Genomic DNA, 26,320 nt, shown 5'->3' with positions numbered 1-26,320 from the left:
CCCCCCACCCAGTACCGAATGGTGCGGCCGCGAAACTCAAAGCTCTGGGCACGCTGGCGCCAGATGCGCAGCGGGATCTCGGCGAGTGGCATCAGCTTTTATACCCGGGGTCGAGTGCATCGAGTTTGCGCAGCAACGCCGGCCACGCCAGCGCGCCGCCCATGCCCTGAGCGCTTTTGGTGACCCCGGCGATCATCGCCCGGGCACCGGCCAATATCTGCGGCGCAATGCTGATCAGTTCAGCGCCACCGTTCTGCGCCATCACCTGGATATCGCAGGTGCGCTGGAAGATGAACATCATCAGGAACGTATCGGCGATGCTGCCGCCACAGGTCAGCAGACCGTGGTTGTGCAGCATCAGGAAATTGTTTTCGCCAAGGTCGGCCTGTAAGCGGGCCTTTTCCTCGTGGTTCAGCGCCACACCTTCGTAGGCGTGATAGGCCAGGCTGGACAGCACGAACAACGATTGCTGGCTGATGGGCAGCACGCCCTGTTTCTGCGCGGAGACGGCAATGCCGGAAGCGGTGTGGGTGTGCAGCACGCAGACCACATCGTGCCGTACTTCGTGCACCGCACTGTGGATGGTGTAGCCCGCCGGGTTGACCTCGTAGGGACTGTCCATCAGTTTGTTGCCGGCCTGGTCGACCTTCACCAGGCTCGACGCGGTGATCTCGTGGAACATCAGCCCGTAGGGGTTGATCAGGAAGTCTTCGGTGCCCGGCACCTTGGCCGAGATGTGGGTGAAAATCAGGTCGTCCCAACCATGCATCGCCACCAGGCGATAGCACGCGGCGAGGTCGACGCGGGCCTGCCATTCGGCCGCGCTGACCTGGTCTTTTACACTGTGTGTCGATTGAACAGTGGCTAGGCTCACGGCAATGACCTCCTTGGCGCGCTTATTATTGTTTTTTTGAGTGAAGAGGCAGTCTAGTCAGACCTCGAGGCCGCCGTAGTTGCATTGGCAGCCAGCTTGATGACCGAACGGGTCAGTCCTGAGGATAGTTCGATTTTGTTCTGCGCGTGTCAGAGAAGCGACGCCAATAAAGGCGCGGCGAACAGGTTGAGCAAGCCGGTCAGCACCATTACCAGGCCCGCCACGGAGCCTTCCTCGCCGCCCACTTCATGAGCCCGGCTGACACCCGCGCCATGAGCGCCCACGCCAAACAATGCGCCACGAGCCAATGGCGTGCGCAACGGCAACCACTTGAGCAGTACGCCGCCGAGCATGGCGCCAAACACCCCGGTGAACATCACGAACACCGCCGTCAGTTCCGGCACGCCGCCCAGGTCGGAAGACACCGGCATGGCGAACGGGGTGGTGATCGAACGGGGCACCAACGACATCGTCACCGAGCTGTCGAGAGCGAGGGCCTTGGCCAGGCCATACGAAGTGGCGATGGACGCCGCGCTGCCCGCGACCATCCCCAGCAATAACGCTGACCAGTGGCGCACCAGCAATTGGCGCTGTTGCCAGATCGGAATCGCGAACGCCACGGTCACCGGGCCCAGCACCAGCATCAGCCAGTGGGTGTCTGTGGCGTATTCGGCATAGGCGGTTTTCATCGGCACGGCCACCGCCAGCAGCAGCGCCGGCACCAGGATCAGCGGCGACAGTAGGTAGCGCCCGGTGCGCCGGTAGATCCACCGGCTGAAGCCGTAGGCACCGAGGGTCAGCGCCAGCCAGAACATCGGCATCAGCTCAAGCTTCATGGCGCAGCTTCCAGCGGCAGACGAATTCCACGGTAAACGCAGTCACCAGCATCACCGACAAGGTGCTGAAGCCGATGACCAACATGATCCGCCAGCCGTCGTGCTTTACCAGGCCGCCGTAGTCCAAGAGGCTCATCAACGCAGGAATGAAGAACAGCAGCATCTCCGCCATCAACACACCGGCGCCCAATTGCAGGGCCGCCGGCTTGACCAGGCCAGTGGCGAAGGTCAGCAACAACAGGCCCAGGCCGATCACACCACCGGGAATAGGCCAGCTCAGCCAGGCGGCCAATTGGCAGCCCAGAAAATATATGGCCAGCAGCACAATCAGTTCAGTCAATAACCGACCGACGACATTGAAGGTGAAACGTTTCATGAGCTTTGGGTCCTCGCAGGGCTCCCATTTTAAAGAGGCCCCTGGCATCCCCACAGCGAATTGTTAGACTGCAAGCTATTCCAAACTGGAATCATGTCGATGGAATTTAAACAACTGCGCAGTTTTGTCGAAGTGATACACCGCGGCGGCTTTACCCAGGCCGGCAAAACCCTGCACATCAGCCAATCCGCCGTCAGCAAGCAGGTGGCACAACTGGAGCAAAGCCTGGGCACGCCGCTGCTGGATCGCCTGGGTTCGCAGATTCGCCTGACGGCTGCCGGACAAGTGGTGCTGCAGCGGGCGGAGGCCATGCTGCGCCAGCAAACCGAATTGCTCAGTGAGCTGGATGACTTGAATCAGTTGACCCGTGGCGAGTTGCGCATGGGCCTGCCGCAGTTGGGCGGCGACACGTTGTTCGCCGGGCTGTTTGCCGAATACCGCCGCCGTTATCCGAACGTCACCATCCAGTTGCTGGAAGGCGGCAGCCGCAATATCGAGCAGGCGATCTTGAGCGGAGAGCTGGAAGTGGGCGGCAGCCTGATGCCCAGCGACCCGGCATTCGCCTGGCAGGCATTCTGCGATGAACCGCTGGATGCCCTGCTGCCGATGGACCATCCATTGGCCGATAACGCGCAGATCCGCCTGGAGGAGTTGGCTGACACGCCGTTCCTGATGTATCAGCGCAGTTTTGTGTTGAACGACCGCCTGCTACAGGCCTGTCAGCAATTGGGCTTCACCCCGAAGGAAAGCGGGCGCAGTGGCCAGGCGGATTTTCTCGCCGCATTGGTGGCCGCCGGCCAAGGCGTGGTGCTGCTGCCCAGCGTAGTAGCCCGGGGCCTGATAAGGCCCGGCGTGGTGCGCCTGACGCTCAAGGCGCCGGACTACCTGCGCTGGGACATTGCCTTTATCTGGCGTGAGGGTGCCTACCTGTCGAAAGCCGCCCAGGCCTGGCTGGCGTTATTGCGCGAGTTCCCGGTCAACCGCGCAGTGCAGTGACCAACTCGGCCAGCCACGGCTCGGCGTCGGCTTCCGGGGTCACGCTTTCGCTGGCGTCCAGGCGCAGCATCGGCAGCACTTCGTGCACGCCCAACTCGGCAAACAGCTCGCGCATTTGCTCGCCGCCGCCGCAGAACGTGTCGCCATAGCTGGCGTCGCCCAGGCCGATCACCGCGCCGGGCAAGCCTCGCCAGGCGGCCGGCAGTTGGTCGCGAATGGTCGAGTAAAGCGGCTGCAGGTTGTCGGGCAGTTCGCCCATGCCAGTGGTGGACGTCACGGCCAGGAAGGCTTCCGGAGCAAAGCCCTGTACGTCGGCGAGGGTTGCCCGCGGGTTGTGCCAGGCGTCGAAGCCGGCAGCGTTGAGGATGCTTGCAGCATGACGGGCGACTTCTTCAGCCGTGCCGTACACCGAGCCGGAAAGGATGGCGACTTTCATCAATCTGATCCTGTAGCTGACTAAAAGCCTGGGATATTAACAGCTGGGGCCCATGGACAGGCTGCCGGCATGTCTTAAACTGCAAACTCCAACTACAAGCCATGGACCGCTCAATGATTAACGCCAAGCTGATGCAACTGGTGATCAACGCTTCCAACGACGGCATCGTTATCGCCGAGCGCGAAGGCAAGGACAAGCCACTGATTTATGTGAACCCGGCCTTCGAGCGCATGACTGGCTACACCCTCGACGAAATCCTCTATCAGGACTGCCGCTTCCTGCAATCGGGCGATCGTGACCAGCCGGGGCTGATGGCGATTCGCGAAGCCCTGGAGAGTGGCGGCGCCTGCCGGGAAATCCTGCGCAATTACCGCAAGGACGGCACGCATTTCTGGAACGAGCTGTCGTTATCGACGGTTTATAACCCGGCCGACAAGCAGACCTACTTTGTCGGTGTGCAGAAGGATGTGACCGTTCAGGTCAAGGCCCAGCAGCGTGTCGCGCAACTGGAAGCCCAGTTGGCTGACCTCAAGGCGGAGCTTGCGGCACTCAAGGCGACGAGCGGATCTAACAAAAACTAGAAAACGCGGTCTTTAAAGAGATAATGGCGTTTTAATACCTTTTTCTTGAGCAAGATCAATGCAACGCGACGCGCTTTTGACGCAGGACGAGCTGGATTTTATTCAGACCATGCACCATAACCCGCAACTCAATGTGCGGGACGCGTCGTCGAGCCTGACGGTCAATGGCGGTGCGCAGATTCGTGATCTGCTCACCCGCCTGGCCGCCCATGACCATGTCACCCTCCAGGCCCAATTCGACAACCAGCAAATGACGTTTCCGCTGCAATTGGTGGAAGACGAGTTTCATGCCGTGCATCTGCGGCTGGGTGTACCGAGTATTTTCGAAGACGGGCCGATGATCCGCCCGTGGCGCCTGGCGCTCGAAGAGCCGGTACCCCTGGAAAACATCAAGGGCCAGCCCGGTGCGCTGTGGGTGCATGAGGTGTCATTCAAGGGATTGCTGGTGGAAATTCGCGGGCGGATCAAGGCGCCAAGAACCTTTTCGCTGTGGTTCAGTCCGTCCGGGTACGAGCGCATTTCGGTGCGGGGCACGCTGGAACGGGAAACTGCCCGAGGATTGTTCGCCTACCGCCTGAGCCAGAACGATGTGGATGAGACCGAGCGCCTGCGCCAGTTTATCCTGCAGCAACATCGCCTTTTTCACCCCGAAGTCCACGCCTGAAGTCAGGTATCCAGGTTACCGCGCAGAAACTGCTGCAAGCGGCGCTGCATCAATCGCCCTTCGTTACCCAGGCAGCCGACGGATGAACCCGCCAGTTGTTCCTGCGCCAACTCCGCCGCATCGCCGGCCAGCAACAGCGGGCAATCCAGGGTCAGGGCCAACCGTTCAAGGCGCCGAGGCAAGCCATTGGCCGGCGAGTGATTGGAGAACACCACAAGGGCTTGTGGCCTGGTTTTTTCACAGACAAGGGTCAATTCATCCATCGGCTGGCCCACAGCCAGAACCTTGACCGCCAACTCGTCACCGCTCATCAACAGGCCTGCGACCAACAACTCCAGCTCTCGGCACTCCCCCGCAATGGCCGCCAGCAATACCCGCGGCGCCGCTGAGGCACAGCCTATCTGCAGGCGTTTCCAGGTTCGGCTGCGCAGGAATCCATCAAAAAACAGCCATTCACTGGTTTGGCCAAACAACCCCTGATGTCGCAACAGTTGCTGCCAGAGGGGCATCAGGATGTCCTGGAACACCACCGCGACCGGGTAGGCAGCGAAAATCTGGCCATACAACCGGTCCAGTTGCCGGTCGTCGAAGGCACCGACGGCCATTCGCAACTGCGCCTGCCATTGGCTCCATTCATGCTCTGCACCTGCCGGCGAAGCAGCCGCCGCTTCGACTTGATGATCGTCGCGGGCGAGGATCTTGCCGACCTTGCTCACGGCCACGCCACGCTCGATCCAGTCAAGAATGCGATGAACGGTCTCGATATCGGTGCGCGAATACAGGCGGTGCCCACTTTCGGTGCGAACCGGGTGGATCAGCCCGTAACGCCGTTCCCAGGCACGCAAGGTGACAGGGTTGATGCCTGTCAATCTCGCGACTTCGCGAATCGGAAACAGCTCGTCGGAATCGGCAGGGTTGCCAAGGGCCATTTCGGGACGTGGAGCAGTCATTACAGACATCAGGGCATCAATATACTGTCAGGAACTTGGATCCCATTTAACGCCCATACAGCTGTCCGATTCAAGGTCTTCGACAAGCCGACCAATGTCGCTGGTGTATTTCTGCAAAACAGGAATAATCCTTGCCTGTTTTTTCAACGTGGCTGCTTACCCCGCAGCTTCGTTCGTGCGCCGCCTACCCGGCCCAGTGCACCTGATCCTTATGGAGATACACAATGTCTACCTCCCCCGTCACCCTGATGGTTGCGCGCCGCGTGGCCAAGGGCCGCTATAAAGAGTTGATGGCCTGGCTGCGCGAAGGCGAGCAATTGGCCACGGACTTCCCCGGTTACCTGGGTTCAGGCGTGCTTGCACCGCCGCCCAACGATGACGAGTTCCAGATTATTTTCCGCTTCGCCGACGAAAAAACCCTGCATGCGTGGGAGTTTTCCGCCTCCCGTGGTGCATGGCTCGGGCGTGGCAGTGAGCTGTTTGCTGCGCCGTCGGAGCATCGCGTACGCGGTATCGACGGCTGGTTTGGCGCCGCCGCCGCACGTCCGCCGCGCTGGAAGCAGGCCGTGGCCATCTGGCTGGCATTTTTCCCGGTGTCGCTGCTGTTCAACTTCGGCCTTGAGCCGCTGCTCAGCGAGTTGGGGTTGCTGAGCCGTGTGCTGGTCAGCACCCTCGCGCTCACGCCATTGATGGTTTACTTCTTTATCCCGTTGTCGACCCACCTGCTGGCCGGTTGGCTGCATCCGGCGCCAGCCCGGGTAAAGGCCACCGAAGCCGCTGCTTGAGTACAAGGGAGGCCGCTCGCTGGTATAGTTTTAGCCTGCCAGCGACTCGAGCCTCCCATGTCTTCAACACCCGCCCCGATCCTGATCACCGGTGCCGGCCAGCGCGTCGGCCTGCATTGCGCCCAGCGCCTGCTGGACGAAGGGCAGCCAGTGATTTTCAGCTACCGCACCGAACGCCCCGGCGTGCAAGCCTTGCGCGAACGCGGTGCGATCGGTGTGTTTGCCGACTTCTCCAATGAGACCGGTATTCTCGCCTTCATCGACGAACTGAAGACGCACACCCAAAGCCTGCGGGCGATCATTCATAATGCCTCGGCCTGGGAAGCGGAAGCGCCCGGCGACGAGAGCCGCGCCTTTACCGACATGTTCAGCGTGCACATGCTTGCGCCGTACCTGATCAACCTGCATTGTGCTTACCTGCTGCAACGCTCCACGCCTGCGGATATCGTGCACATCAGCGATGACGTGACCCGCAAGGGCAGCCGCCAGCACATTGCCTACTGCGCCACCAAGGCCGGGCTCGACAGCCTGACCTTGTCGTTTGCCGCGCAGCTTGCACCGGATATCAAGGTGAACGGCATTGCCCCGGCAATGGTGATGTTCAACGAGGGCGACGACGCGGCTTACCGCGCCAAGGTCCTGGCCAAGGCGGCACTGGGCATCGAGCCAGGCCCCGAGGTGATTTACCAGAGCGTGCGCTACCTGCTGGATAACCCGTATGTCACCGGTACCACCCTGACCGTCAACGGCGGGCGGCATATCAAGTAAGCCGTTTGCGAGGATGTTGTATGACTTTGTCCCTGCCCCACCACTACCGCGAGATCCTCAAGGGCCTGGGTGAAGACCCCGAGCGCGAGGGTTTGCTCGACACGCCAAAGCGTGCCGCCAAGGCCATGCAGTACCTGTGTCACGGCTACGAGCAGAACCTGGAAGAAATCGTCAACGGTGCGCTGTTTGCCTCCGACAACGACGAGATGGTGATCCTCAAGGACATCGAGCTGTATTCGCTGTGCGAGCATCACCTGCTGCCCTTTATCGGCAAGGCCCATGTGGCCTATATTCCGACCGGCAAGGTGCTCGGCCTGTCGAAGCTGGCGCGTATCGTCGACATGTTCGCCCGTCGCCTGCAGATCCAGGAAAACCTCACGCGGGAAATTGCCGACGCCATCCAGACGGTGACCCAGGCCGCCGGCGTGGCGGTGGTGATCGAAGCCAAGCACATGTGCATGATGATGCGCGGTGTCGAAAAACAGAATTCAACCATGAACACCTCGGTGATGCTCGGCGCCTTCCGCGAGTCGAACACCACGCGCATGGAGTTCCTGCAACTGATTGGACGGAGCAAGTAGCAATGCCACAACTTCAGCCAGGCATGGCGCGCATCCGGGTCAAGGACCTGTGCCTGCGCACGTTTATCGGGATCAACGAGGATGAAATCCTCAACAAGCAGGATGTGTTGATCAACCTGACCATCCTGTATGCCGCCCAGGAAGCCGTGCGCGACAACGACATCGACCACGCGCTGAACTACCGCACCATCACCAAGGCGATCATCGCCCATGTGGAAGGCAACCGCTTTGCCCTGCTGGAGCGCCTGACCCAGGAGATCCTCGACCTGGTGATGAGCAATACATCGGTGCTGTACGCCGAAGTCGAAGTCGACAAACCCCATGCGTTGCGTTTTGCCGAATCGGTGTCGATCACCCTAGCGGCCAGTCGCTAACCCTTACCTTTGCAGTGAGCATCATGAACGATCAACAACGCCTCGAACTCGAAGCCGCCGCCTTCCGCCGGCTGGTGGCCCACCTGGACAGCCGCAAGGATGTGCAGAACATCGACCTGATGAACCTCTCGGGCTTCTGCCGCAACTGCTTGTCCAAGTGGTACAAGGCCGAGGCCGACGAGCGCCAGATCGAGCTGAGCCTCGATGACGCCCGTGAAGTGGTGTACGGCATGCCGTACGCCGAGTGGAAAGCCCAATACCAGCAAGAAGCCAGTGCCGAACAGCAAGCGGCATTCGCCAAAGGAAAAACCCATGACTGACCTGAACACCCTGCGCGCCAGCCTCAACAGTGGCGAACATGTTTTTGCCGATACCCTGGCCTTTGTAGCTGCGGGTTACGACTACCAGCCACAAGCGTTCACCAATGGCAGCGTGGAAAACGCCGCCGGGCAGAACGAAGGTTCGTGCAAGACCCTGGGCCTGGCGCTGCTGGAAGGCTTGAGCGACCAGGAAGCGCTGTTGGCGTTTGGCGAGCATTACCGTTCGGTGCTGGCCACGCCTGAAGGCAGTGACCATGGCAACATTCGTGCGCTGATCGAGCATGGGTTGGCGGGTGTGAAGTTTGCCGCACAGCCACTGACCCGCAAATCCTGAGTCAGACATAGATCAAAATGTGGGAGCGGGCTTGCTCGCGAAAGCAGAGTGTCAGTCAATACATCGGGTGACTGACACACCGCTTTCGCGAGCAAGCCCGCTCCCACATTTGGACTGCGGTGATCATCAAATCCCGTGCATAAAAAAACCGGCCTCGCAGCCGGTTTTTTTGTTTCTACGGTTTAGAACGAAGCGTCCTTCAAACCGTCGAGGTAACGCTCGGCATCCAGTGCCGCCATGCAACCGGCGCCGGCGGAGGTGATCGCCTGGCGGTACACGTGGTCGGCCACGTCACCGGCAGCGAAGATACCTTCGATGTTGGTGGCAGTCGCATTGCCTTCACGGCCGCCCTGCACGATCAGGTAACCGTCTTTGGCATCCAGCACGCCTTCGAACAACGAGGTGTTCGGAGTGTGGCCGATGGCGATGAACACGCCGTCGACTTTCAGCTCGTCGAAGCTGCCGTCGTTGTTCTTCAGGCGAGCACCGGTCACACCCATGTTGTCGCCCAGGACTTCATCCAGGGTGGCGTTGAGCTTGAGGATGATCTTGCCTTCGGCCACGCGGGCATGCAGCTTGTCGATCAGGATCTTCTCGGCGCGGAAGGTCTCGCGACGGTGAACCAGGGTCACGGTGCTGGCGATATTGGCCAGGTACAGCGCCTCTTCCACCGCGGTGTTGCCGCCACCGACCACAGCCACTGGCTTGTTGCGGTAGAAGAAACCGTCGCAGGTCGCGCAGGCGGAAACGCCCTTGCCCATGAACGCTTCTTCCGACGGCAGGCCCAGGTACCGAGCGCTGGCGCCGGTGGCGATGATCAGCGCGTCACAGGTGTACACGCCGCTGTCGCCGGTCAGGCTGTAAGGCTTCTTGGAGAAGTCGACCTTGTTGATGTGATCAAACACGATCTCGGTTTCGAAACGCTCGGCGTGCTCTTTCATGCGCTCCATCAGCACCGGGCCGGTCAGGCCGTGGACGTCGCCCGGCCAGTTGTCGACTTCAGTGGTGGTGGTCAACTGACCGCCCGCTTGCATGCCGGTGATCAGCAACGGCTTGAGGTTGGCCCGGGCAGCGTAGACGGCAGCGCTGTAACCGGCAGGGCCGGAACCGAGAATAATCACTCGCGAATGACGGGTATCAGACATGACTCACTCCTATCGACCGCCCGGACTACAGAACGGCTGGAATAAAAAAGGACCGCGAAGCACTTGGGGAAGGCTTGAACTCGCAGATCCTGAAAATAATGGGTGCAGCGTATAGAGGGAGGCAAGATTAAGGAAATACGGATTAACAATCCAGCTCATAGGTGGTCTCTATCCCATGCCCTCTATTAATCGACACCTTTGTTACCGTTAATGTCGCGATGCGGGCCGTGCTTTCCCGGTACTCCCAAAGCCGGTAAGGTCGGCGCGTTCGCCCCTATTGCCCGGAGTTATCCATGCCCGCCCCCGTTCTTTCAGGCCCACAGTACCTGCGCGAAGGTCTCAAACTGGTACTCAGCCCCGGCCTGCGGCTGTTTGTGCTGCTGCCGCTGGCAATCAACCTGATCCTGTTCGTCGGATTGATCTACTTCGCCGGCCATCAGTTCAGCCTGTGGGTCGACACACTCATGCCGACGCTGCCGAGCTGGCTGAGCTTCCTCAATTATCTGCTGTGGCCTTTATTTGTGGTGCTGGTGGTGCTGATGGTGTTTTTCACCTTCACCATGCTCGCCAACATTATCGCCGCGCCGTTCAACGGCTTTCTGTCGGAAAAGGTCGAAGTGGTGGTGCGCGGCACCGATGATTTCCCGGCGTTCAGCTGGGGCGAACTGGCGGCCATGGTCCCGCGCACCCTGGCCCGGGAAATGCGCAAACTGGGTTACTTCCTGCCCCGGGCCATCGGCCTGTTTATCCTGTCGTTCATCCCGGTGGTCAATCTGGTGGCGGCGCCGCTGTGGCTGCTGTTTGGTGTGTGGATGATGGCGATCCAGTACATCGACTACCCGGCCGACAACCACAAGCTGGGCTGGAACGAAATGCTCGCCTGGCTGCGCCAGAAGCGCTGGCAGAGCATGAGTTTTGGCGGGATCGTTTACCTGGTGTTGCTGGTGCCGGTGGTCAACCTGCTGATGATGCCGGCAGCGGTGGCTGGGGCGACGTTGTTCTGGGTGCGTGAGCAAGGCGCCGAGGCCATGTCCATTAAAAAGGCCTGAGCCGTCACAAATCCATCATCCAAAAGACACAATGACGACATGGCCCACGCCGACACTGTGGGTCATGACGACAGCTTCGCTCCACATCACCCTGATCACCGAAACCTTCCCGCCAGAGATCAACGGGGTGGCCAATACCCTTGGCCGCCTGTGTGACGGTTTGCGCGCGCGCGGGCATCAAGTCGAACTGGTTCGCCCGCGCCAGGGCAGCGACCAGAGCCGGCCCAGTGACGATGGCCTGATGCTTTGCCGCGGCTGGCCTTTGCCGGGTTATCCGGGGCTGCAATGGGGCCAGTCGTCGATGCACAAGCTGTTGCGGCGCTGGACCCGCCAGCGCCCGGATGTGTTGTATATCGCCACCGAAGGCCCGCTGGGTTTGTCGGCGTTGCGGGCGGCGCGGCGCCTGGGGATCAGCGTGGTGAGTGGCTTCCACACCAACTTCCAGCAGTATTCCAACCAGTACGGCCTGGGCATGCTGAGCCGGGTGCTGACCCACTATCTGCGCTGGTTCCATAACCGCTCGACCCTGACCCTGGTGCCCAGCGCCAGCCAGCGCCTGGAGCTGGAGCGGCGCCATTTCGAGCGCCTGGGCATGCTCGCGCGCGGTGTCGACAGCCAGCTGTTTCACCCGGCCAAACGCGACAATGCGTTGCGTGAAAGCTGGGCACTGACCAGTGAGCAAACTGCCGTGCTGCATGTCGGCCGCCTGGCCCAGGAAAAAAACCTCGGGTTACTCAAGCGCTGTTTCGAGACGCTGCAGGACACGTATCCACTGCGCCAGATGAAACTGATCATCGTCGGCGATGGCCCGCAACGGGCGATGCTGGAAAAGGAACTGCCGGAGGCGATTTTCTGCGGCACCTTGCGCGGTGAGGAACTGGCCCGGCATTACGCGTCCGGGGATGTGTTCTTGTTTCCCAGCCTGACCGAAACCTTCGGCAACGTGGTGCTGGAGGCCATGGCTTCAGGGTTGGGCGTGGTGGCATACGACCAGGCGGCCGCAACTCAGCACATTCGCCATGGCTACAGCGGCGTGCTGGCGATGCCGGGGGATGAAGAAGCGTTTTGCGATGCGGCCAATTGGCTGCTGGAAGAGCGCGAGAGCTTGCGCCGGGTGCGGCTCAATGCCCGGCAACACGCCAGCCGTCAGGGTTGGCCGGCGATTATCGAGCAGTTTGAGCGCCAATTACGCGGGGTGTGCGAGGACGAGCAACCGGTGCCCGCCCTGTCGCCCCTTACACCAACGTCGTCAACGCCTCACGACTGAAAGGCAGGATGTCGCCTTCACGGCCTTCGCGAACCTTCAGTGCCCAATCCGGATCCACCAGCAGCGCACGGCCCACAGCGACTAGGTCGAACTCGTCGTTGTTCAGGCGCTCCAGCAGTTTTTCCAGGCTGGCGGGTTGCGCCACTTTATCGGTGTTGACCATGAACTGCAGGAACTCGCCGTCCAGGCCGACGCTGCCCACGGTGATGGTCGGCTTGCCGGTGAGCTTGCGGGTCCAGCCGGCCAGGTTCAGCTCGGAGCCTTCGAATTCCGGCTCCCAGAAACGGCGGGTGGAGCAGTGGAAAATATCCACGCCGGCGTCAGACAGCGGCTTGAGGAATTCACCCAAGGCTTCCGGGGTTTGCACCAGGCGCGCGGTGTAGTCCTGCTGCTTCCACTGGGAGAAACGCAGGATGATCGGGAAGTCCGGCCCCACGGCGGCGCGGACGGCCTGGATCAATTCGATGGCGAAACGCGAACGGTTGGCCAGGCTGCCGCCGTATTCGTCGGTGCGCTGGTTGGTGCCTTCCCAGAAGAACTGGTCCACCAGGTAGCCATGGGCGCCGTGGATTTCAACGCCGTCCATGCCGATGCTCTGGGCATCCTTGGCAGCCTGGGCGAACGCGGCGATCACGTCCTTGATGTCTTGCACGGTCATGCCGTGGACGACGACATTGCCGTCCTTGAGTTTTTCGGTGGGGCCGTAAGCCGGGACGCTGGCATCCGGCTCGGTGCCGATGCGCCGCACGCTGCCCACATGCCACAGTTGCGGAACGATCTTGCCGCCTTCGGCATGTACCGCGTCGACTACTTTCTTCCAGCCGGCCAGGGCGGCTTCACCGTAGAAGTGCGGGACGTTCGGGTAGCCGTTGGAAGCCGGGTGGCCGACCACGGTGCCTTCGGTGATGATCAGGCCGACACCGGCGGCGGCGCGGCGGCGGTAGTACTCGATCACTTTGGAGTTGGGCACGCCACCCGGAGAAAAGGAACGGGTCATCGGCGCCATGACCACGCGACTCGGCAGTTGCAGTGCACCGAGCTGGAACGGTTTGAACAAAGCTTGGACAGGCATGGGAGCACTCCATCGGAAAGGAATTTATGATGTGGATAATATGGAGTGTGCAGCGTGTTGGATAGCACTATTGATTGGGGTGATTAAGGGGTAAAAGCGGGAGGGCATGGGGCTGCTTCGCAGCCCAACGGGAGCAAGCTCCCTCGCCACAGCAAGCTCCCTTGCCATAGGAAACTCCCTGCCACAGGAAGCTCCCTTGCCACAGAAACTCACTCGATAATGCTGAAAGTATCAGCTCAATGCTTTTTCGATCGCCTGAATAATGGAGGGGTCATCCGGCGGTGTACGCGGCGAGAAACGCGCCAGCACCCGGCCGTCCTTGCCCAACAGGAATTTCTCGAAGTTCCAGGTGATGTCCCCGGGAAATTCGGCGCCCTCGCCCGCCAGCAATCGATACAGCTGGTGGCGATCGTGGCCATTCACCTCAAGCTTGCTGCCCAGGGGAAAGGTCACGCCGTAGTTGAGGCTGCAGAATTCCTGGATTTCTTCTTCAGTACCCGGTTCCTGCCCGGCAAATTGATTGCACGGCAGCCCGAGTACGGTGAAACCCTGGTCTTTGTATTGCTGATAGAGGTTTTCCAGCGCGGCGTACTGTGGGGTCAACCCACATTTGGAGGCGACGTTGACCACCAGCACGACTTGCCCCTTGAAGGGCGCCAGAGGCAGCTCCTGACCATCCAGGGCTTTGAGTTTAAGGTCGTGGAAAGCACTCATGACGAACTCCAGATATCCCATGTTCTTCGTAACGGCCATTCGAGATTACAGCCGCCAAGTCGGCAAGAATAGCCGCCAAATGAAAAAGGCGCCCGAAGGCGCCTTTTTCCAACTGACAGAGCGTCGCTCAGTCAATTAATGGTGGTGACCACCTTCGCCGTGCACGTGGCCGTGGGCCACTTCTTCCTGGGAAGCGTCACGGATAGCGACGATCTTCACCTGGAAGTTCAGGCGCTGGCCAGCCAGCGGGTGGTTGCCGTCGACGGTCACGTCGTCGCCGTCCAGGTCACGGATGGTGACGATTTGCATCTGGCCGTCCGGAGCGGAAGCGTGGAACTGCATGCCCACTTCCAGCTCGTCGACACCTTCGAACATGCTGCGGCTCAGGGTGCTGACCAGTTCGGCAGCGTATTCGCCGTAGGCATCTTCAGGTTCTACGGCAACGGTCAGTTCGTCACCGACCTCTTTGCCTTCCAGGGCCTTTTCCAGGCCCGGGATGATGTTACCTGCACCTTGCAGGTAGACCAGCGGCGCGCCGCCGGCAGAACTGTCGATGACCTCACCAGCGTCGTTGGTCAGGGTATAGTCAATGGAGACAGCCTTATTGGCGGCGATCGGCATGGGGCGAGACCTTTTGCAGAAGAATGAAGAACGGACAAGTCTAAACAAGGATTTGCCCGAAAGCGAACACAACCCGGACGGACGGGGTCGAACAACTGACCCGACGGTCGTCGGATTTCACCAGGACGAAGACCGGCACTGGGTCGTCGAGCTTTCCTGCGGCCACACCCAGCACCTGCGCCACCAGCCACCCTGGCAATCCCGGGCCTGGGTCACGGACCCGGCGCAACGCCTTGAAAAAATAGACAAGCCCTTTACGTGCGGCTGGTGTGCGCAAGGCTCAGATAAAGATAACCTTGGCACCTGATTCCCGGTAGGCAGCCAGCCATAGGCCGCCACCGAAGCCATGCACCTCCAGAGAATTCGCATGCAGACTTTTTTTATCGCGCCCACCGATTTTGGTGTGGGTCTGACCTCCATCAGCCTTGGGCTGGTGCGCACCCTTGAACGGGCCGGGCTGAAAGTCGGCTTCTTCAAACCGATTGCCCAGCCGCACCCCGGCGACACCGGCCCCGAGCGCTCCACCGAGCTGGTGGCCCGCACCCACGGCCTGAAACCGCCCCAGCCTCTGGGCCTGGCCCATGTCGAACGGATGCTCGGCGACGGCCAGCTCGACGAGCTGCTGGAAGAAATCATCACCCTTTACCAGCAAGCCGCCGTGGGCAAGGACGTGCTGATCGTCGAAGGCATGGTGCCGACCCGCAGCGCCAGCTATGCGGCCCGGGTCAACCTGCACTTGGCCAAGAGCCTGGACGCCGAGGTGATCCTGGTCTCGGCTCCGGAAAACGAAGTGCTGACCGAACTCTCCGGCCGCGTGGAATTGCAGGCCCAGCTGTTCGGCGGCCCGAAAGACCCAAAAGTGCTGGGTGTGATCCTCAACAAGGTGCGCACCGACGAAAGCATGGAAGCCTTCTCGGCGCGGCTCAAGGAGCATTCGCCTTTGTTGCGCAGCGGCGATTTCCGCCTGTTGGGCTGCATTCCCTACCAACCGGAACTCAACGCCCCGCGCACCCGCGACGTGGCCGACCTGATGGGCGCGCAGATCCTCAACGCCGGCGATTATGAAACCCGGCGCATGACCAAGATCATCATCTGCGCGCGCACCATGCGCAACACCGTGGAGCTGCTCAAGCCCGGCGTGCTGGTAGTGACCCCCGGCGACCGCGACGACATCATCCTCGCCGTCAGCCTGGCCGCCATCAACGGCGTGCCGCTGGCGGGCCTGTTGCTGACCAGCGACACCCTACCCGACCCACGGATCATGGACCTGTGCCGTGGCGCGTTCCAGGCCGGGCTGCCGGTGTTGTCGGTGAGCACCGGCTCGTATGACACCGCCAACCAGCTCAACAGCCTGAACAAGGAAATCCCGATTGATGACCGCGAACGTGCGGAGATCATCACCGACTTCGTCGCCAGCCACCTCGACGCCCGCTGGCTGCACCAACGCTGCGGCACGCCGCGGGAGATGCGCCTGTCGCCGGCGGTGTTCCGTTATCAACTGATCCAGCGCGCCCAGGCGGCCAACAAGCGCATCGTGTTGCCCGAAGGCAGCGAGCCGCTGACCGTGCAGGCCGCCGCCATCTGCCAGGCACGCGGGATCGCCCGTTGCGTACTGCTGGCCAAGCCGGCCGACGTGGAAGCCGTAGCCCGCGCCCATGGCATCGAGCTGCCCGAAGGCCTGGAGATTCTCGACCCCGACCTGATTCGCCAGCGCTACGTGGAGCCGATGGTGGCCCTGCGCAAAACCAAAAGCCTCAACGCGCCGATGGCCGAGCAGCAACTGGAAGACACCGTGGTGATCGCCACCATGATGCTCGCTCTGGATGAAGTGGACGGCCTGGTCTCCGGCGTCATCCACTCCACTGCCAATACCATTCGCCCGGCCTTGCAACTGATCAAGACCGCGCCGGGCTGCACCCTGGTCTCGTCGGTGTTTTTCATGCTGTTCCCCGAGCAAGTGCTGGTATACGGCGACTGCGTGATGAACCCGCACCCCAGCGCGGCGGAGCTGGCGGAAATCGCCCTGCAAAGCGCCGACTCGGCCGCCGCATTCGGTATCACGCCACGGGTGGCGATGATCAGTTACTCCAGCGGTGATTCGGCCACGGGCGAGGAGGTCGAGAAGGTCCGCGAAGCCACCCTGCTCGCCCACGAAGCCCAAAGCTCGCTGCTGATCGACGGCCCGTTGCAGTACGACGCCGCCGCCAACGAAAGCGTGGCCCGGCAACTGGCGCCCAACAGCCTGGTGGCGGGCAAGGCCACGGTGTTCGTGTTCCCGGATCTCAACACCGGCAACACCACCCACAAGGCCGTGCAGCGCAGTGCCGATTGCGTGAGCCTGGGGCCGATGCTGCAAGGCCTGCGCAAACCGGTGAACGACCTGCCCCGCGGGGCGCAGGTGGACGACATCGTGTACACCATCGCATTGACCGCGATTCAAGCCGCCAACCGACCTATGGATGTCTAAATGCTGGATTTTCTACCTGCCGCCGTGCGCGGGGTGATCGCCTCGCTGTTGCTGGCGTTGAATACGATTTTGCTGTGCTCGTTCCTGTTTATCGTGGCGCTGTTCAAGGCGCTGCCGTTTGCCAAGCGCTTCAGCGAATGGCTGATGAACCAGACCCACGAGGCCTGGATCAGCAACAACAAGGCCTGGATGAACCTGGTGTGTCGCACCCGTTGGCACCTGAAGGGCCTGGAAGGCCTGGACTATGAACACTCGTACCTGGTGACCAGTAACCACCAGAGCTGGGTCGATATCATGGTGCTGCAATACGTGCTCAACCGGCGCATTCGCCCGCTGAAGTTCTTCCTCAAGCAAGAGTTGATCTGGGTCCCGGTGATTGGCTTGGCGTGGTGGACACTGGGCTTCCCGTTCATGAAGCGCTACACCAAGGCGTACCTGGAAAAGCACCCGGAAAAGAAAGGCAAGGACCTGGAAACTACCCGCAAGACCTGCGCGAAGTTTCGCCACAACCCGGTGGGCATTTTCAACTTTGCCGAAGGCACGCGGTTTACTCCGGGCAAGCATGCACAGCAAAAGTCACCGTTTCGCTACCTGCTCAAGCCCAAGGCCGGCGGCATTGCCTTTGTGCTGGATGCCATGGGTGAACAGCTGAAGTCGCTGGTGAACGTGACCATTCACTATCCTGGTGGGCGCCCCGGTTATTGGGATTTGCTGTGCGGGAATGTGAAGGACGTTGTCGTGCAGTTTGAAGAGGTGCAGATTCCGGCCGAGTTTATCGGCAAGAATTATGAGCAGGATGGGGAATATCGGTTGGCGTTCCAGGGCTGGATCAACCGGTTGTGGGAAGAGAAGGATGTGCTGCTCGCCAAATTGCACACAGATTATCCCGCCAGTCGCTCCCACATTTGACCGAGTTGTTTCCAAGGCCCCATAAAAAAAGCCCGCCAACATGGCGGGCTTTTTTGCGCGCGTGAAGCTTAGATCGCGCCGCGCTGGCGCAGCAGTTCCAGCACTTGCTTGACGCTGTCTTCCAGCGACAACGCCTGGGTATCGATCACCAGGTCCGCATTCAACGGTACGTCATACGGGAACGACTCACCCGGGATGTTATCGCCGCCCGCCGCGTACAAACCTTGCGGATCACGCTCGGCACACACCAAAGGCGAAGCCTGCACGTACACGGTCAGCAAACGATCACCGCCGATCAGCGCCTTGGCCTGTTCACGCCCTTCAGCATCCGGGGCAACAAACGCCGCCAACGTCAGCAAGCCGGCTTCGTTGAACTGACGCGCCACGTGCGCGGCACGACGCCAGTTCTCGGTACGCCCGGCACGGTCCTGCGGCAAGCCCTTGTTCAGGTCGTGGCGCAGGTTCTGGCCGTCCAGCACAAACACCGCACGGCCCATGTCGAACAGCTTGCGTTCAACCGCGTAGGCCAGGGTGCTTTTGCCGGCGCCCGACAAGCCGCTGAACAACACGGTCGCCGGTTGCTGGCCGAAGCGCTGGGCGCGCTCTTCGGTGGCCACGTGAGCCAGTTTGCCGTGCTGCGCCGCGCTGCCATGGGTCACCGGCGGCGCGATGATCATGCCCGCAGCCACGGTGCCGTTGGTCAAACGGTCGATGACGATGAACGAACCGGTGGTGCGGTTGCTCGCGTAACCGTCCAGGGCGATGACTGTGTCGAGGCTGACCTTGACCCGGCCAATCTCGTTCAACTGCAAGGCGCTCGCCGGGCCTTCTTCCAGGGTGTTCACATCCACGCGATGCACAATGCTGGTGATGGAACCCGGCACGTAGCTGGTGGCGCGCTTGATGTCGTATTTCTTGCCCGGCAGCATCGGTTCTTCAGCCATCCACACCAGCATGGCGTCGAAAGCGTCGGTCACTTGCGGCACGTTGTCGGCATGCACCAGCAGGTCGCCACGGGAGATGTCGATTTCGTCTTCCATGGTCAGGGTCACGGCCTGGCCGGGACCTGCGTTTTCCAGTTCACCTTCAAAGGTGACGATGGATTTGACGCGGCTGCTCTTGCCCGACGGCAGCACCACGACTTCGTCGCCCTTGTGCACGATGCCGCTGGCCAGGGTGCCGGCAAAACCACGGAAGTTCAGGTTCGGACGGTTGACGTACTGCACCGGGAAACGCAGGTCGGTGTAGTTGCGGTCGTTGGCGATCTCGACGGTCTCGAGGATCTCCATCAGCGACTGGCCGGTGTACCAGGGCGAACGCTCGCTCTTGTTCACCACGTTGTCGCCCTTGAGGGCCGACATCGGCACGAAGGCCAGGGTGCTCGGCTTGAACGCGATACCGTCGGCAAACTTCAGGTAATCAGCCTTGATCGACTCGAACACGCTTTGGTCAAAGCCATTGATGTCCATCTTGTTGACGGCCACCACGATGTGCTTGATGCCCAGCAACGAGGCGATGAAGCTGTGGCGACGGGTCTGGGTCTGCACGCCGTAGCGGGCGTCGATCAGGATGATCGCCAGGTCACAGGTGGAGGCACCGGTGGCCATGTTGCGGGTGTACTGCTCATGGCCGGGGGTGTCGGCGATGATGAATTTGCGCTTGGCGGTGGAGAAGTAGCGGTAGGCAACGTCGATGGTGATGCCCTGCTCACGCTCGGCCTGCAGGCCGTCGACCAGCAACGCCAGGTCGATGTCGTCACCGGTGGTGCCGGATTTTTTCGAATCGCGGGTGATGGCTTCCAGGTGATCTTCGTAGATCATCTTGGAGTCGTGCAGCAGGCGCCCGATCAGGGTGCTCTTGCCGTCGTCGACGTTGCCACAGGTCAGGAAGCGCAACATTTCCTTGCGCTCGTGCTGGCCCAGGTAGGCGAGGATGTCCTCGCTGATCAAATCAGATTGATGCGACATGACAGCCCCTTAGAAATAGCCTTGACGTTTTTTATCTTCCATCGAGCCTGCACCATCGTGGTCGATGACACGGCCCTGGCGCTCGGAAGTTCGCGTCAGGAGCATTTCCTGAATGATGTCCGTCAGCGTCTCGGCTTCGGACTCCACCGCGCCCGTCAACGGGTAGCAGCCAAGGGTACGGAAACGTACTTTCTTTTTGACGATTCGGGCTTTGTCTTCGTCGGACAGGTGCTCGAGGATGCGGTCGTCGTCGATCATGATCAACGTGCCGTTCTTCTCGATCACTTCGCGTTCGGCGGCGAAATACAGCGGCACGATCGGGATGCCTTCCAGGTAGATGTACTGCCAGATATCCAGCTCGGTCCAGTTGGACAGCGGGAACACACGGATCGACTCGCCTTTGTTGACGTTGCCGTTGTAGACGTTCCACAGCTCCGGGCGCTGGTTTTTCGGGTCCCAGCGGTGCTTGCTGTCGCGGAACGAGTACACGCGCTCTTTGGCACGGGATTTCTCTTCATCGCGACGGGCACCGCCGAATGCAGCGTCGAAACCATACTTGTCGAGCGCCTGTTTCAGGCCCTCGGTCTTCATGATGTCAGTGTGCTTGGCGCTGCCGTGGGTGAACGGGTTGATGCCCTGCGCCACCCCGTCCGGGTTGACGTGAGTGATCAACTCAAGACCAAGCTCTTCGACCATCTTGTCGCGGAACTTGTACATTTCCTGGAATTTCCAGCGGGTGTCGACGTGCATCACCGGAAACGGCAGCTTGCCCGGAAAAAAGGCCTTGCGTGCCAGGTGCAGCATCACGGCGGAGTCTTTACCGATCGAGTAGAGCATCACCGGGTTATCGAACTCGGCGGCGACCTCGCGGATGATGTGGATGCTTTCCGCCTCCAGCTGTTTCAGATGCGTCAGTTTGTCGACCATGGTTACTCACGGAAAAACGATCTTATGGACGGCCAGCGGGCCGTGTTCGAGCGGGGCATGCTAGCACAGCGCCTGATTCTATTGAGGGGGCTGGCTAGATCGAAACGGTATATCAATATACCGCTGGGTTTGGCTCGACTCGATCAAATGTGGGAGCGGGCTTGCTCGCGAATGCGGTGTGTCAGTCAATGCATATGGCGACTGATGCACCGCATTCGCGAGCAAGCCCGCTCCCACATGTGTCCGGTGGTGTTCGTTAGATCGGGTTTGGGCAATCGATGAAGAGGTGTTCGAGGGCGAAGCGCCGTGCGAGGTAATCGCCCAAGGCTTGCACGCCGTAACGCTCGGTGGCGTGGTGCCCGGCCGCGATAAAGCTGATGTCGTTTTCCCGGGCGCTGTGGAAGGTCTGCTCCGAGGCTTCGCCGCTCAGGTACAGGTCAACCCCGGCGAGCACCGCCTGGTCGATATAGCCCTGGCCGCCACCGGTGCACCAGCCCACGCGGCGGATCATCTCGCTGCCTTCGATCAGCAGCGGCTCGCGGCCCATGGCTTCCTGCACGCGGCGGGCAAAATCACGGGGCGACGCCGGCTCGGCCAGGGAGCCCACCAGGCCGACGACCTTGAGGTTGTCCGGGTCCAGCGGGCCTTCGACGGTGATGTCCAGTTGCCGGGCCAGTTGCACGTTGTTGCCGACCTCAGGGTGCAGGTCCAGCGGCAAGTGATAGGCCAGCAGGCTGATGTCGTGCTTGAGCAGGGTTTTCAGGCGGCGCTGCTTCATGCCGGTGATGCACGGGCTTTCGCCTTTCCAGAAATAACCGTGGTGCACCAGCACCAGGTCGGCCTGGGCTTCGACCGCCGCGTCCAGCAATGCCTGGCTGGCGGTCACGCCGCTGACGATGCGCAGCACTTGCGGTCGGCCCTCGACCTGCAGGCCGTTGGGGCAGTAATCGGCGATTTTGGCACTATTAAGGTAGCGGTCCGCTTCCTCGACTAAGGTGCTCAGGGCAACGGCCATAAAAGACTCCTAAATATCCCGTTCAGAGGCGCTCACGGCCTCGTATAATGCGCGACATTATGGGCGCTCTCCCGCCCCCTGCAACCTGTCAGGATTTTTCTTCATGCTCAAGGCACTGCGTTTTTTTGGATGGCCATTGTTGGCTGGCGTGCTGATCGCGATGCTGATTATTCAGCGTTATCCACAACTGGTCGGCCTGCCGACCCTTGATGTCAACCTGCAACAGGCACCGCAAACCAGCGCGGTGGTACAAGGCCCGGTGACTTACGCCGATGCAGTGGTGATCGCCGCCCCCGCCGTGGTCAACCTGTACACCACAAAGGTCATCAACAAACCGGCGCACCCGCTGTTTGAAGACCCACAGTTTCGTCGCTATTTCGGCGACAACTCGCCCAAGCAGCGGCGCATGGAATCCAGCCTCGGCTCCGGCGTGATCATGAGCCCGGAAGGCTACATCCTCACCAACAACCACGTGACCACCGGCGCCGACCAGATTGTGGTGGCCCTGCGTGATGGCCGGGAAACCCTGGCCCGCGTGGTCGGCAGCGACCCGGAAACCGACCTCGCGGTGCTGAAAATCGATTTGAAAGGCCTGCCCTCGATCACCATCGGGCGCTCCGAAGGGCTGCGCGTAGGTGACGTGGCGCTGGCCATCGGCAACCCCTTCGGCGTCGGCCAGACCGTGACCATGGGCATCATCAGCGCCACCGGGCGTAACCAGTTGGGCCTCAACAGCTACGAAGACTTCATCCAGACCGACGCGGCGATCAACCCGGGCAACTCCGGCGGCGCGCTGGTGGATGCCAACGGCAACCTGACCGGCATCAACACCGCGATCTTCTCCAAGTCCGGCGGCTCCCAAGGCATCGGTTTCGCGATTCCGGTGAAGCTGGCCACTGAAGTGATGAAGTCGATCATCGAGCATGGCCAGGTGATTCGTGGCTGGCTGGGGATTGAAGTCCAGCCGCTGACCAAGGAACTGGCCGAGTCGTTTGGCCTGACCGGGCGCCCTGGCATCGTGGTCGCCGGGATCTTCCGCGACGGCCCGGCGCAGAAAGCCGGCCTGCAACTGGGGGATGTGATCCTCAGCATCGACGGCGAGCCGGCCGGAGATGGTCGCAAGTCGATGAACCAGGTGGCGCGGATCAAACCCACCGACAAGGTGGCGATCCAGGTGATGCGCAATGGCAAGGAAATCAAGCTGTCGGCGGAAATCGGCCTGCGTCCGCCGCCTGCACCGGTGAAAGAAGAGGAATAACGGCTTCGGGAGCCCGTTCGCGGGCTCCTGTTACCTAATATTTCGAAAGAAATTCATTCTCATTAGTCATGTTATATTGTTTCAATATCGCTATTGGAACGCTCTATCATGCCGTCTCGAAGATTTGCCCCGCTGGCGGGAATCGCCCTGGGTTTGCTGGTGGACCCGGCCTACGCCGAAGACACCGCCCCCGTTGAACTGGAAGCCACCCGCATCACCAGCGAGGCGTACGAATCAGCCACCGGCCCGGTCAAGGGCTATCGCGCTACCCGCTCCGCCAGCGCCACAAAAACCGACACCGCCTTGCGGGATATCCCACAGTCCATCAGCGTGATTCCCGCTTCGGTACTCAACGACCTGGGCAGCACCAACGTCGAGCGTGCCCTTGAGTTTGCCGGCGGCGTGTCCAAACAGAACAACTTCGGCGGCCTGACGCTCTACGAATACAGCGTTCGCGGCTTCACCACGTCAGAGTTTTACGTGGACGGTTTCAGCGCCAACCGCGGTTACCCGAGCACGCCGGACGCGGCGAATATCGAGCGCATCGAGGTGCTCAAGGGCCCCGCCGCCAGCCTGTATGGCCGTGGTGACCCAGGCGGTACGGTGAATATCGTCAGCAAAAAGCCGCAGCACGAGGCCTTCACCACACTGCAGACCAGCGCCGGCAGTTGGGACCGCTACCGCACCGCGCTGGACGTGAACACGCCGCTGGACAGCGAGGGCAACGTGTTATCGCGGGTCAACCTGGCGGTGGAAGACAACCACAGCTTCCGCAACCACGTTGAGGCCAAACGGGTCTTCGTCGCGCCCTCCATCAGTTGGCAACTGGACCCGGACACACACCTGCTGGTGGAAAGTGAATTCGTGCGTCACCGCTCCACTTTCGACCGCGGCATCGTCGCGCCCAACAACCGCTGGAGCGGCGTCTCCCGCTCGACCTTTCTCGGCGAGCCCGACGACGGCGATATCCGCAACCACAACAACCGCCTGCAAGCCAGCCTCGAGCATCACCTCAACGATGCCTGGCAACTGCGCCTGGCCAGCCATTACAAACAAGGCAGCCTGTGGGGCAACGCCTCGGAAAACCGCGCGCTGGATGCCGATGGCCACACCCTCAGCCGCCGCTACCGCGAGCGCTCCACCGGTTGGCATGACAGCATTACCCAGCTCGAACTGCGCGGTCGGTTCGACATCGGCAGTTGGCAGCACGAATTGCTGATCGGCACCGAGTACGAGGACTACCGCAAGAAAGAACGGGTGACCGCCATCGCCGGCGGCGATTACGCCATCGACATCTATGACCCGGTCTATGGCCAGCCCAAACCGAACGGCAAGCGCTCCGGCACTGACTTTTTCGAACAGGTGAAAAGCCAGGCGCTGAACCTGCAGGACCAGATCATCTTCACCGACCGCCTGCGCGGGATGATCGGCGCGCGGTTCGAACACTTCGAGCAGCGCACCGACGACTTCAGCCGCAACCATGCCAAAAGCCGGCAGACCCACGATGCCCTGACCCAACGCGCCGGCCTGCTCTACCAACTGACGCCTGAAGTGGGCCTGTTCGCCAACGCCTCCACCTCGTTCAAACCCAACAATGGCCTGGACGCCGGCGGCAAATCCTTCAAGCCGGAAGAAGGCGTGGGGTATGAAATCGGGATCAAGAGCGAGCTGTTCGACGACCGCCTGAGCACCACCCTCGCCGCCTTCCATGTCGAGAAAGAAAATGTCCTGGCCCTGGACCCGGCTACCGACACACAGCGCGCCATGGGCAAGGCCCGCAGCCAGGGTTTTGACCTGCAACTGACCGGCCAGGTGACTGACGCCGTACGGGTGATCGGCGCCTTTGCCTACATCGACGCCGAAGTGACCAAAGGCGACAAAGCCATCCCCACCGGCAGCCGGATTCTCGGCGTAGCCAAACGCAGCGGCAGCTTGCTCGGCGTGTATGAATTCCAGGACGGCTTGCTGCGCGGCTCCGACCTCGGCGCGGCCTTTACCTACGTCGGCGACCGCTCCGGTGAAGCCGGGGGCCGCTTTGAATTACCGGCCTACCACACCGTCGATTTACTGGCCCATTACAAGGCCAGCGACAACGTCACCGTGGGCCTGAACCTCAACAACCTGTTCGACGAAAAGTACTACGAGCGCTCCTACAGCAACTACTGGGTCAATCCCGGCGAGCCGCGCAACTTCACCGTCAGCCTGACCCTCAACCTGTAAAAGGACGTCTCCATGCAAGCCTTCAAATCCCTCGCCGTGCTCGGCCTGCTGTTTGCCACCCAAGTTTCGGCCCACGGACTGTGGACCGAACAACGGCGCGGCAATATCGAAGTGATCTACGGCCACGGCGCCGAAGACAACGCGTTCAAGGCGCAGAAAATCAGCGGCGCCTGGGCCTACGACGCCAGCGGCAAAATGATCCCGGTGACCGTGGAACGTCTGCCCGACCATGCGCGCCTGAAGCCGCTCAAATCGCCGGCTGTACTGGCGGTCGCCCTGGATAACGGGATGTGGTCACAGACGCCTGACAAGAAGTGGATCAACGAGGGCCGCAGCAAGGTGCCGGGGGCGATTGAGTCGACCCAGACCTTCAAGTACAGCCTGGCGATCTACCAGCCGGGGGCGAAGGTGCCGAAGCTGGATCAGATCAAGCTACTGATCTTGCCGGAAGTTGATCCGCTGACGGTCGGCCCGGGTAAATCACTGCCGGTACGGGTGCTGCTGGATGGCAAGCCGGCGGCAGGAGTCAAGCTGATCGGAGACTATCGCAACGCACCGAACACCCTGAGCACCGAGACCGATAAAGACGGTCGCGCCCAGGTGCTGGTGAGGAATGAAGGATTGAATGTGATTGCGGCGCAGGTGGAAATCCCGCTCAAAGACAATGCTGATGTCGCGACTCGCGGACTGTTCAGTTCCCTGACTTTCCTGGGCGAGCCGCATCACGAGTAACCCCGCAATTCCAAAGTGGGCACAGTCAATGTGGGAGCGGGCTTGCTCGCGAAAGCGGTGTTTCAGTCGCTATCTTCATTAA

General features: G+C 61.1%; 29 protein-coding genes and 1 pseudogene. 17 read left to right on the top strand and 13 right to left on the bottom strand.

Annotated features, from left to right (window positions below; genetic code table 11):
• The 4 genes and pseudogenes from HX786_RS17280 to HX786_RS17265 all read right to left on the bottom strand — a co-directional run.
• A pseudogene (locus HX786_RS17280) lies at window positions 1-92 on the bottom strand (alpha/beta hydrolase); the annotation flags it as partial.
• Window positions 92-874 carry a class II aldolase/adducin family protein gene (locus HX786_RS17275; protein WP_003208491.1) on the bottom strand — a complete coding sequence of 261 codons (783 nt, stop codon included), beginning with the start codon at window positions 872-874 and terminating at the stop codon, window positions 92-94. The pseudogene HX786_RS17280 and the gene HX786_RS17275, both read right to left, overlap by 1 nt.
• 149 nt (window positions 875-1,023) lie before the next feature.
• Window positions 1,024-1,710: an LrgB family protein gene (locus HX786_RS17270; RefSeq protein WP_003208490.1), complete on the bottom strand. Its 687-nt coding sequence runs from the start codon at window positions 1,708-1,710 to the stop codon at window positions 1,024-1,026.
• Window positions 1,700-2,086 (bottom strand): CidA/LrgA family protein, encoded by a 387-nt coding sequence (locus tag HX786_RS17265; RefSeq protein ID WP_177010041.1) that lies wholly within the window; start codon window positions 2,084-2,086, stop codon window positions 1,700-1,702. Before HX786_RS17265 ends, HX786_RS17270 begins: the two co-directional genes overlap by 11 nt.
• A 99-nt stretch (window positions 2,087-2,185) precedes the next feature.
• Between HX786_RS17265 and HX786_RS17260 the strand changes: the two genes are divergently transcribed.
• Window positions 2,186-3,082, top strand: a complete 897-nt coding sequence (locus HX786_RS17260; RefSeq protein ID WP_003208487.1) for a LysR family transcriptional regulator — start codon at window positions 2,186-2,188, stop codon at window positions 3,080-3,082.
• Here the strand turns inward: HX786_RS17260 and HX786_RS17255 are convergent.
• Complete coding sequence (locus tag HX786_RS17255; RefSeq protein ID WP_003208486.1) at window positions 3,063-3,518, bottom strand: flavodoxin; 456 nt, start codon at window positions 3,516-3,518, stop codon at window positions 3,063-3,065. The two genes, HX786_RS17260 and HX786_RS17255, sit on opposite strands and share 20 nt — an antisense overlap.
• 113 nt (window positions 3,519-3,631) lie before the next feature.
• Between HX786_RS17255 and HX786_RS17250 the strand changes: the two genes are divergently transcribed.
• On the top strand, window positions 3,632-4,099 hold the full coding sequence (locus HX786_RS17250) for a PAS domain-containing protein (RefSeq protein ID WP_003208484.1): 468 nt from the start codon (window positions 3,632-3,634) through the stop codon (window positions 4,097-4,099).
• A 58-nt stretch (window positions 4,100-4,157) separates the two neighbouring features.
• Window positions 4,158-4,763 (top strand): hypothetical protein, encoded by a 606-nt coding sequence (locus HX786_RS17245; protein WP_003208483.1) that lies wholly within the window; start codon window positions 4,158-4,160, stop codon window positions 4,761-4,763.
• A 2-nt stretch (window positions 4,764-4,765) separates the two neighbouring features.
• Here HX786_RS17245 and HX786_RS17240 read toward each other — a convergent pair whose 3' ends face one another.
• Window positions 4,766-5,722: a MerR family transcriptional regulator gene (locus HX786_RS17240; protein WP_371136011.1), complete on the bottom strand. Its 957-nt coding sequence runs from the start codon at window positions 5,720-5,722 to the stop codon at window positions 4,766-4,768.
• 215 nt (window positions 5,723-5,937) lie between these two features.
• Between HX786_RS17240 and HX786_RS17235 the strand changes: the two genes are divergently transcribed.
• From HX786_RS17235 to HX786_RS17210, 6 genes are read left to right on the top strand one after another with little or no spacing between them, the layout of a single operon-like run.
• Window positions 5,938-6,498 (top strand): antibiotic biosynthesis monooxygenase, encoded by a 561-nt coding sequence (locus HX786_RS17235; RefSeq protein WP_178912375.1) that lies wholly within the window; start codon window positions 5,938-5,940, stop codon window positions 6,496-6,498.
• Between the two features lie 57 nt (window positions 6,499-6,555).
• The gene (folM, locus tag HX786_RS17230; RefSeq protein ID WP_102606070.1) at window positions 6,556-7,266 is read left to right on the top strand and encodes a dihydromonapterin reductase; all 711 of its coding nucleotides are present in this window, start codon (window positions 6,556-6,558) and stop codon (window positions 7,264-7,266) included.
• Window positions 7,267-7,286: 20 nt separating this feature from the next.
• A complete protein-coding gene (gene folE, locus HX786_RS17225) occupies window positions 7,287-7,847 on the top strand; it encodes a GTP cyclohydrolase I FolE (RefSeq protein WP_134325758.1) in 561 nt (186 codons plus the stop codon).
• 2 nt (window positions 7,848-7,849) lie between these two features.
• Window positions 7,850-8,221: a dihydroneopterin triphosphate 2'-epimerase gene (gene folX, locus HX786_RS17220; RefSeq protein ID WP_003208474.1), complete on the top strand. Its 372-nt coding sequence runs from the start codon at window positions 7,850-7,852 to the stop codon at window positions 8,219-8,221.
• Window positions 8,222-8,244: 23 nt separating this feature from the next.
• Entirely contained in the window at window positions 8,245-8,541 is a 297-nt protein-coding gene (locus tag HX786_RS17215) for a DUF1244 domain-containing protein (RefSeq protein ID WP_008432302.1), read from the top strand.
• Entirely contained in the window at window positions 8,534-8,875 is a 342-nt protein-coding gene (locus HX786_RS17210) for a HopJ type III effector protein (RefSeq protein WP_008432300.1), read from the top strand. The genes HX786_RS17215 and HX786_RS17210 overlap by 8 nt, the downstream gene beginning before the upstream one ends.
• Before the next feature lie 182 nt (window positions 8,876-9,057).
• Here the strand turns inward: HX786_RS17210 and trxB are convergent, their stop codons facing one another.
• Window positions 9,058-10,020 (bottom strand): thioredoxin-disulfide reductase, encoded by a 963-nt coding sequence (gene trxB / locus HX786_RS17205; RefSeq protein WP_003208470.1) that lies wholly within the window; start codon window positions 10,018-10,020, stop codon window positions 9,058-9,060.
• A 293-nt stretch (window positions 10,021-10,313) separates the two neighbouring features.
• Between trxB and cysZ the strand changes: the two genes are divergently transcribed.
• On the top strand, window positions 10,314-11,069 hold the full coding sequence (gene cysZ / locus HX786_RS17200) for a sulfate transporter CysZ (protein WP_177051803.1): 756 nt from the start codon (window positions 10,314-10,316) through the stop codon (window positions 11,067-11,069).
• 64 nt (window positions 11,070-11,133) lie between these two features.
• Entirely contained in the window at window positions 11,134-12,336 is a 1,203-nt protein-coding gene (locus HX786_RS17195; protein ID WP_008432296.1) for a glycosyltransferase family 1 protein, read from the top strand.
• Here HX786_RS17195 and HX786_RS17190 read toward each other — a convergent pair.
• From HX786_RS17190 to HX786_RS17180, 3 genes are all read right to left on the bottom strand, one after another.
• Window positions 12,305-13,408, bottom strand: a complete 1,104-nt coding sequence (locus tag HX786_RS17190; protein WP_003208465.1) for an NADH:flavin oxidoreductase — start codon at window positions 13,406-13,408, stop codon at window positions 12,305-12,307. The two genes, HX786_RS17195 and HX786_RS17190, sit on opposite strands and share 32 nt — an antisense overlap.
• A 231-nt stretch (window positions 13,409-13,639) precedes the next feature.
• Entirely contained in the window at window positions 13,640-14,122 is a 483-nt protein-coding gene (locus HX786_RS17185) for a glutathione peroxidase (RefSeq protein ID WP_003208462.1), read from the bottom strand.
• Window positions 14,123-14,257: 135 nt separating this feature from the next.
• The gene (locus HX786_RS17180) at window positions 14,258-14,743 is read right to left on the bottom strand and encodes a peptidylprolyl isomerase (protein ID WP_003208457.1); all 486 of its coding nucleotides are present in this window, start codon (window positions 14,741-14,743) and stop codon (window positions 14,258-14,260) included.
• Here HX786_RS17180 and HX786_RS17175 point away from each other — a divergent pair.
• From HX786_RS17175 to HX786_RS17165, 3 genes are read left to right on the top strand one after another with little or no spacing between them, the layout of a single operon-like run.
• The gene (locus tag HX786_RS17175; protein WP_003208456.1) at window positions 14,712-15,050 is read left to right on the top strand and encodes a DUF3565 domain-containing protein; all 339 of its coding nucleotides are present in this window, start codon (window positions 14,712-14,714) and stop codon (window positions 15,048-15,050) included. The genes HX786_RS17180 and HX786_RS17175 overlap by 32 nt on opposite strands.
• A 60-nt stretch (window positions 15,051-15,110) precedes the next feature.
• Entirely contained in the window at window positions 15,111-17,210 is a 2,100-nt protein-coding gene (gene pta / locus HX786_RS17170; protein ID WP_003208454.1) for a phosphate acetyltransferase, read from the top strand.
• The gene (locus tag HX786_RS17165) at window positions 17,211-18,119 is read left to right on the top strand and encodes an acyltransferase (protein ID WP_178912374.1); all 909 of its coding nucleotides are present in this window, start codon (window positions 17,211-17,213) and stop codon (window positions 18,117-18,119) included.
• 68 nt (window positions 18,120-18,187) lie between these two features.
• On the opposite strand, the gene cysN is transcribed toward HX786_RS17165, so the two are convergent.
• From cysN to HX786_RS17150, 3 genes are all read right to left on the bottom strand, one after another.
• Window positions 18,188-20,086 (bottom strand): sulfate adenylyltransferase subunit CysN, encoded by a 1,899-nt coding sequence (cysN, locus tag HX786_RS17160; protein WP_008432291.1) that lies wholly within the window; start codon window positions 20,084-20,086, stop codon window positions 18,188-18,190.
• Between the two features lie 9 nt (window positions 20,087-20,095).
• A complete protein-coding gene (gene cysD, locus HX786_RS17155; RefSeq protein WP_003208447.1) occupies window positions 20,096-21,013 on the bottom strand; it encodes a sulfate adenylyltransferase subunit CysD in 918 nt (305 codons plus the stop codon).
• A gap of 256 nt (window positions 21,014-21,269) precedes the next feature.
• Entirely contained in the window at window positions 21,270-22,028 is a 759-nt protein-coding gene (locus tag HX786_RS17150) for a Nif3-like dinuclear metal center hexameric protein (protein WP_003208444.1), read from the bottom strand.
• A 103-nt stretch (window positions 22,029-22,131) separates the two neighbouring features.
• Between HX786_RS17150 and algW the strand changes: the two genes are divergently transcribed.
• The 3 genes from algW to HX786_RS17135 all read left to right on the top strand — a co-directional run bounded on the left by algW (window position 22,132) and on the right by HX786_RS17135 (window position 26,238).
• The gene (gene algW / locus HX786_RS17145; RefSeq protein ID WP_003208442.1) at window positions 22,132-23,286 is read left to right on the top strand and encodes a Do family serine endopeptidase AlgW; all 1,155 of its coding nucleotides are present in this window, start codon (window positions 22,132-22,134) and stop codon (window positions 23,284-23,286) included.
• 108 nt (window positions 23,287-23,394) lie between these two features.
• A complete protein-coding gene (locus HX786_RS17140) occupies window positions 23,395-25,506 on the top strand; it encodes a TonB-dependent siderophore receptor (protein ID WP_178912373.1) in 2,112 nt (703 codons plus the stop codon).
• Between the two features lie 12 nt (window positions 25,507-25,518).
• Entirely contained in the window at window positions 25,519-26,238 is a 720-nt protein-coding gene (locus HX786_RS17135; RefSeq protein ID WP_087693760.1) for a DUF4198 domain-containing protein, read from the top strand.
• The last annotated feature ends 82 nt before the right edge of the window (window positions 26,239-26,320 follow it).

It is taken from the genome of Pseudomonas sp. 21615526, from assembly GCF_013386245.1.
Taxonomy (GTDB): Bacteria; Pseudomonadota; Gammaproteobacteria; order Pseudomonadales; family Pseudomonadaceae; genus Aquipseudomonas.
The sequence above is the reverse complement of the archived record's forward strand: the minus strand, read 5'-3'. Positions and strand labels throughout refer to the sequence as shown.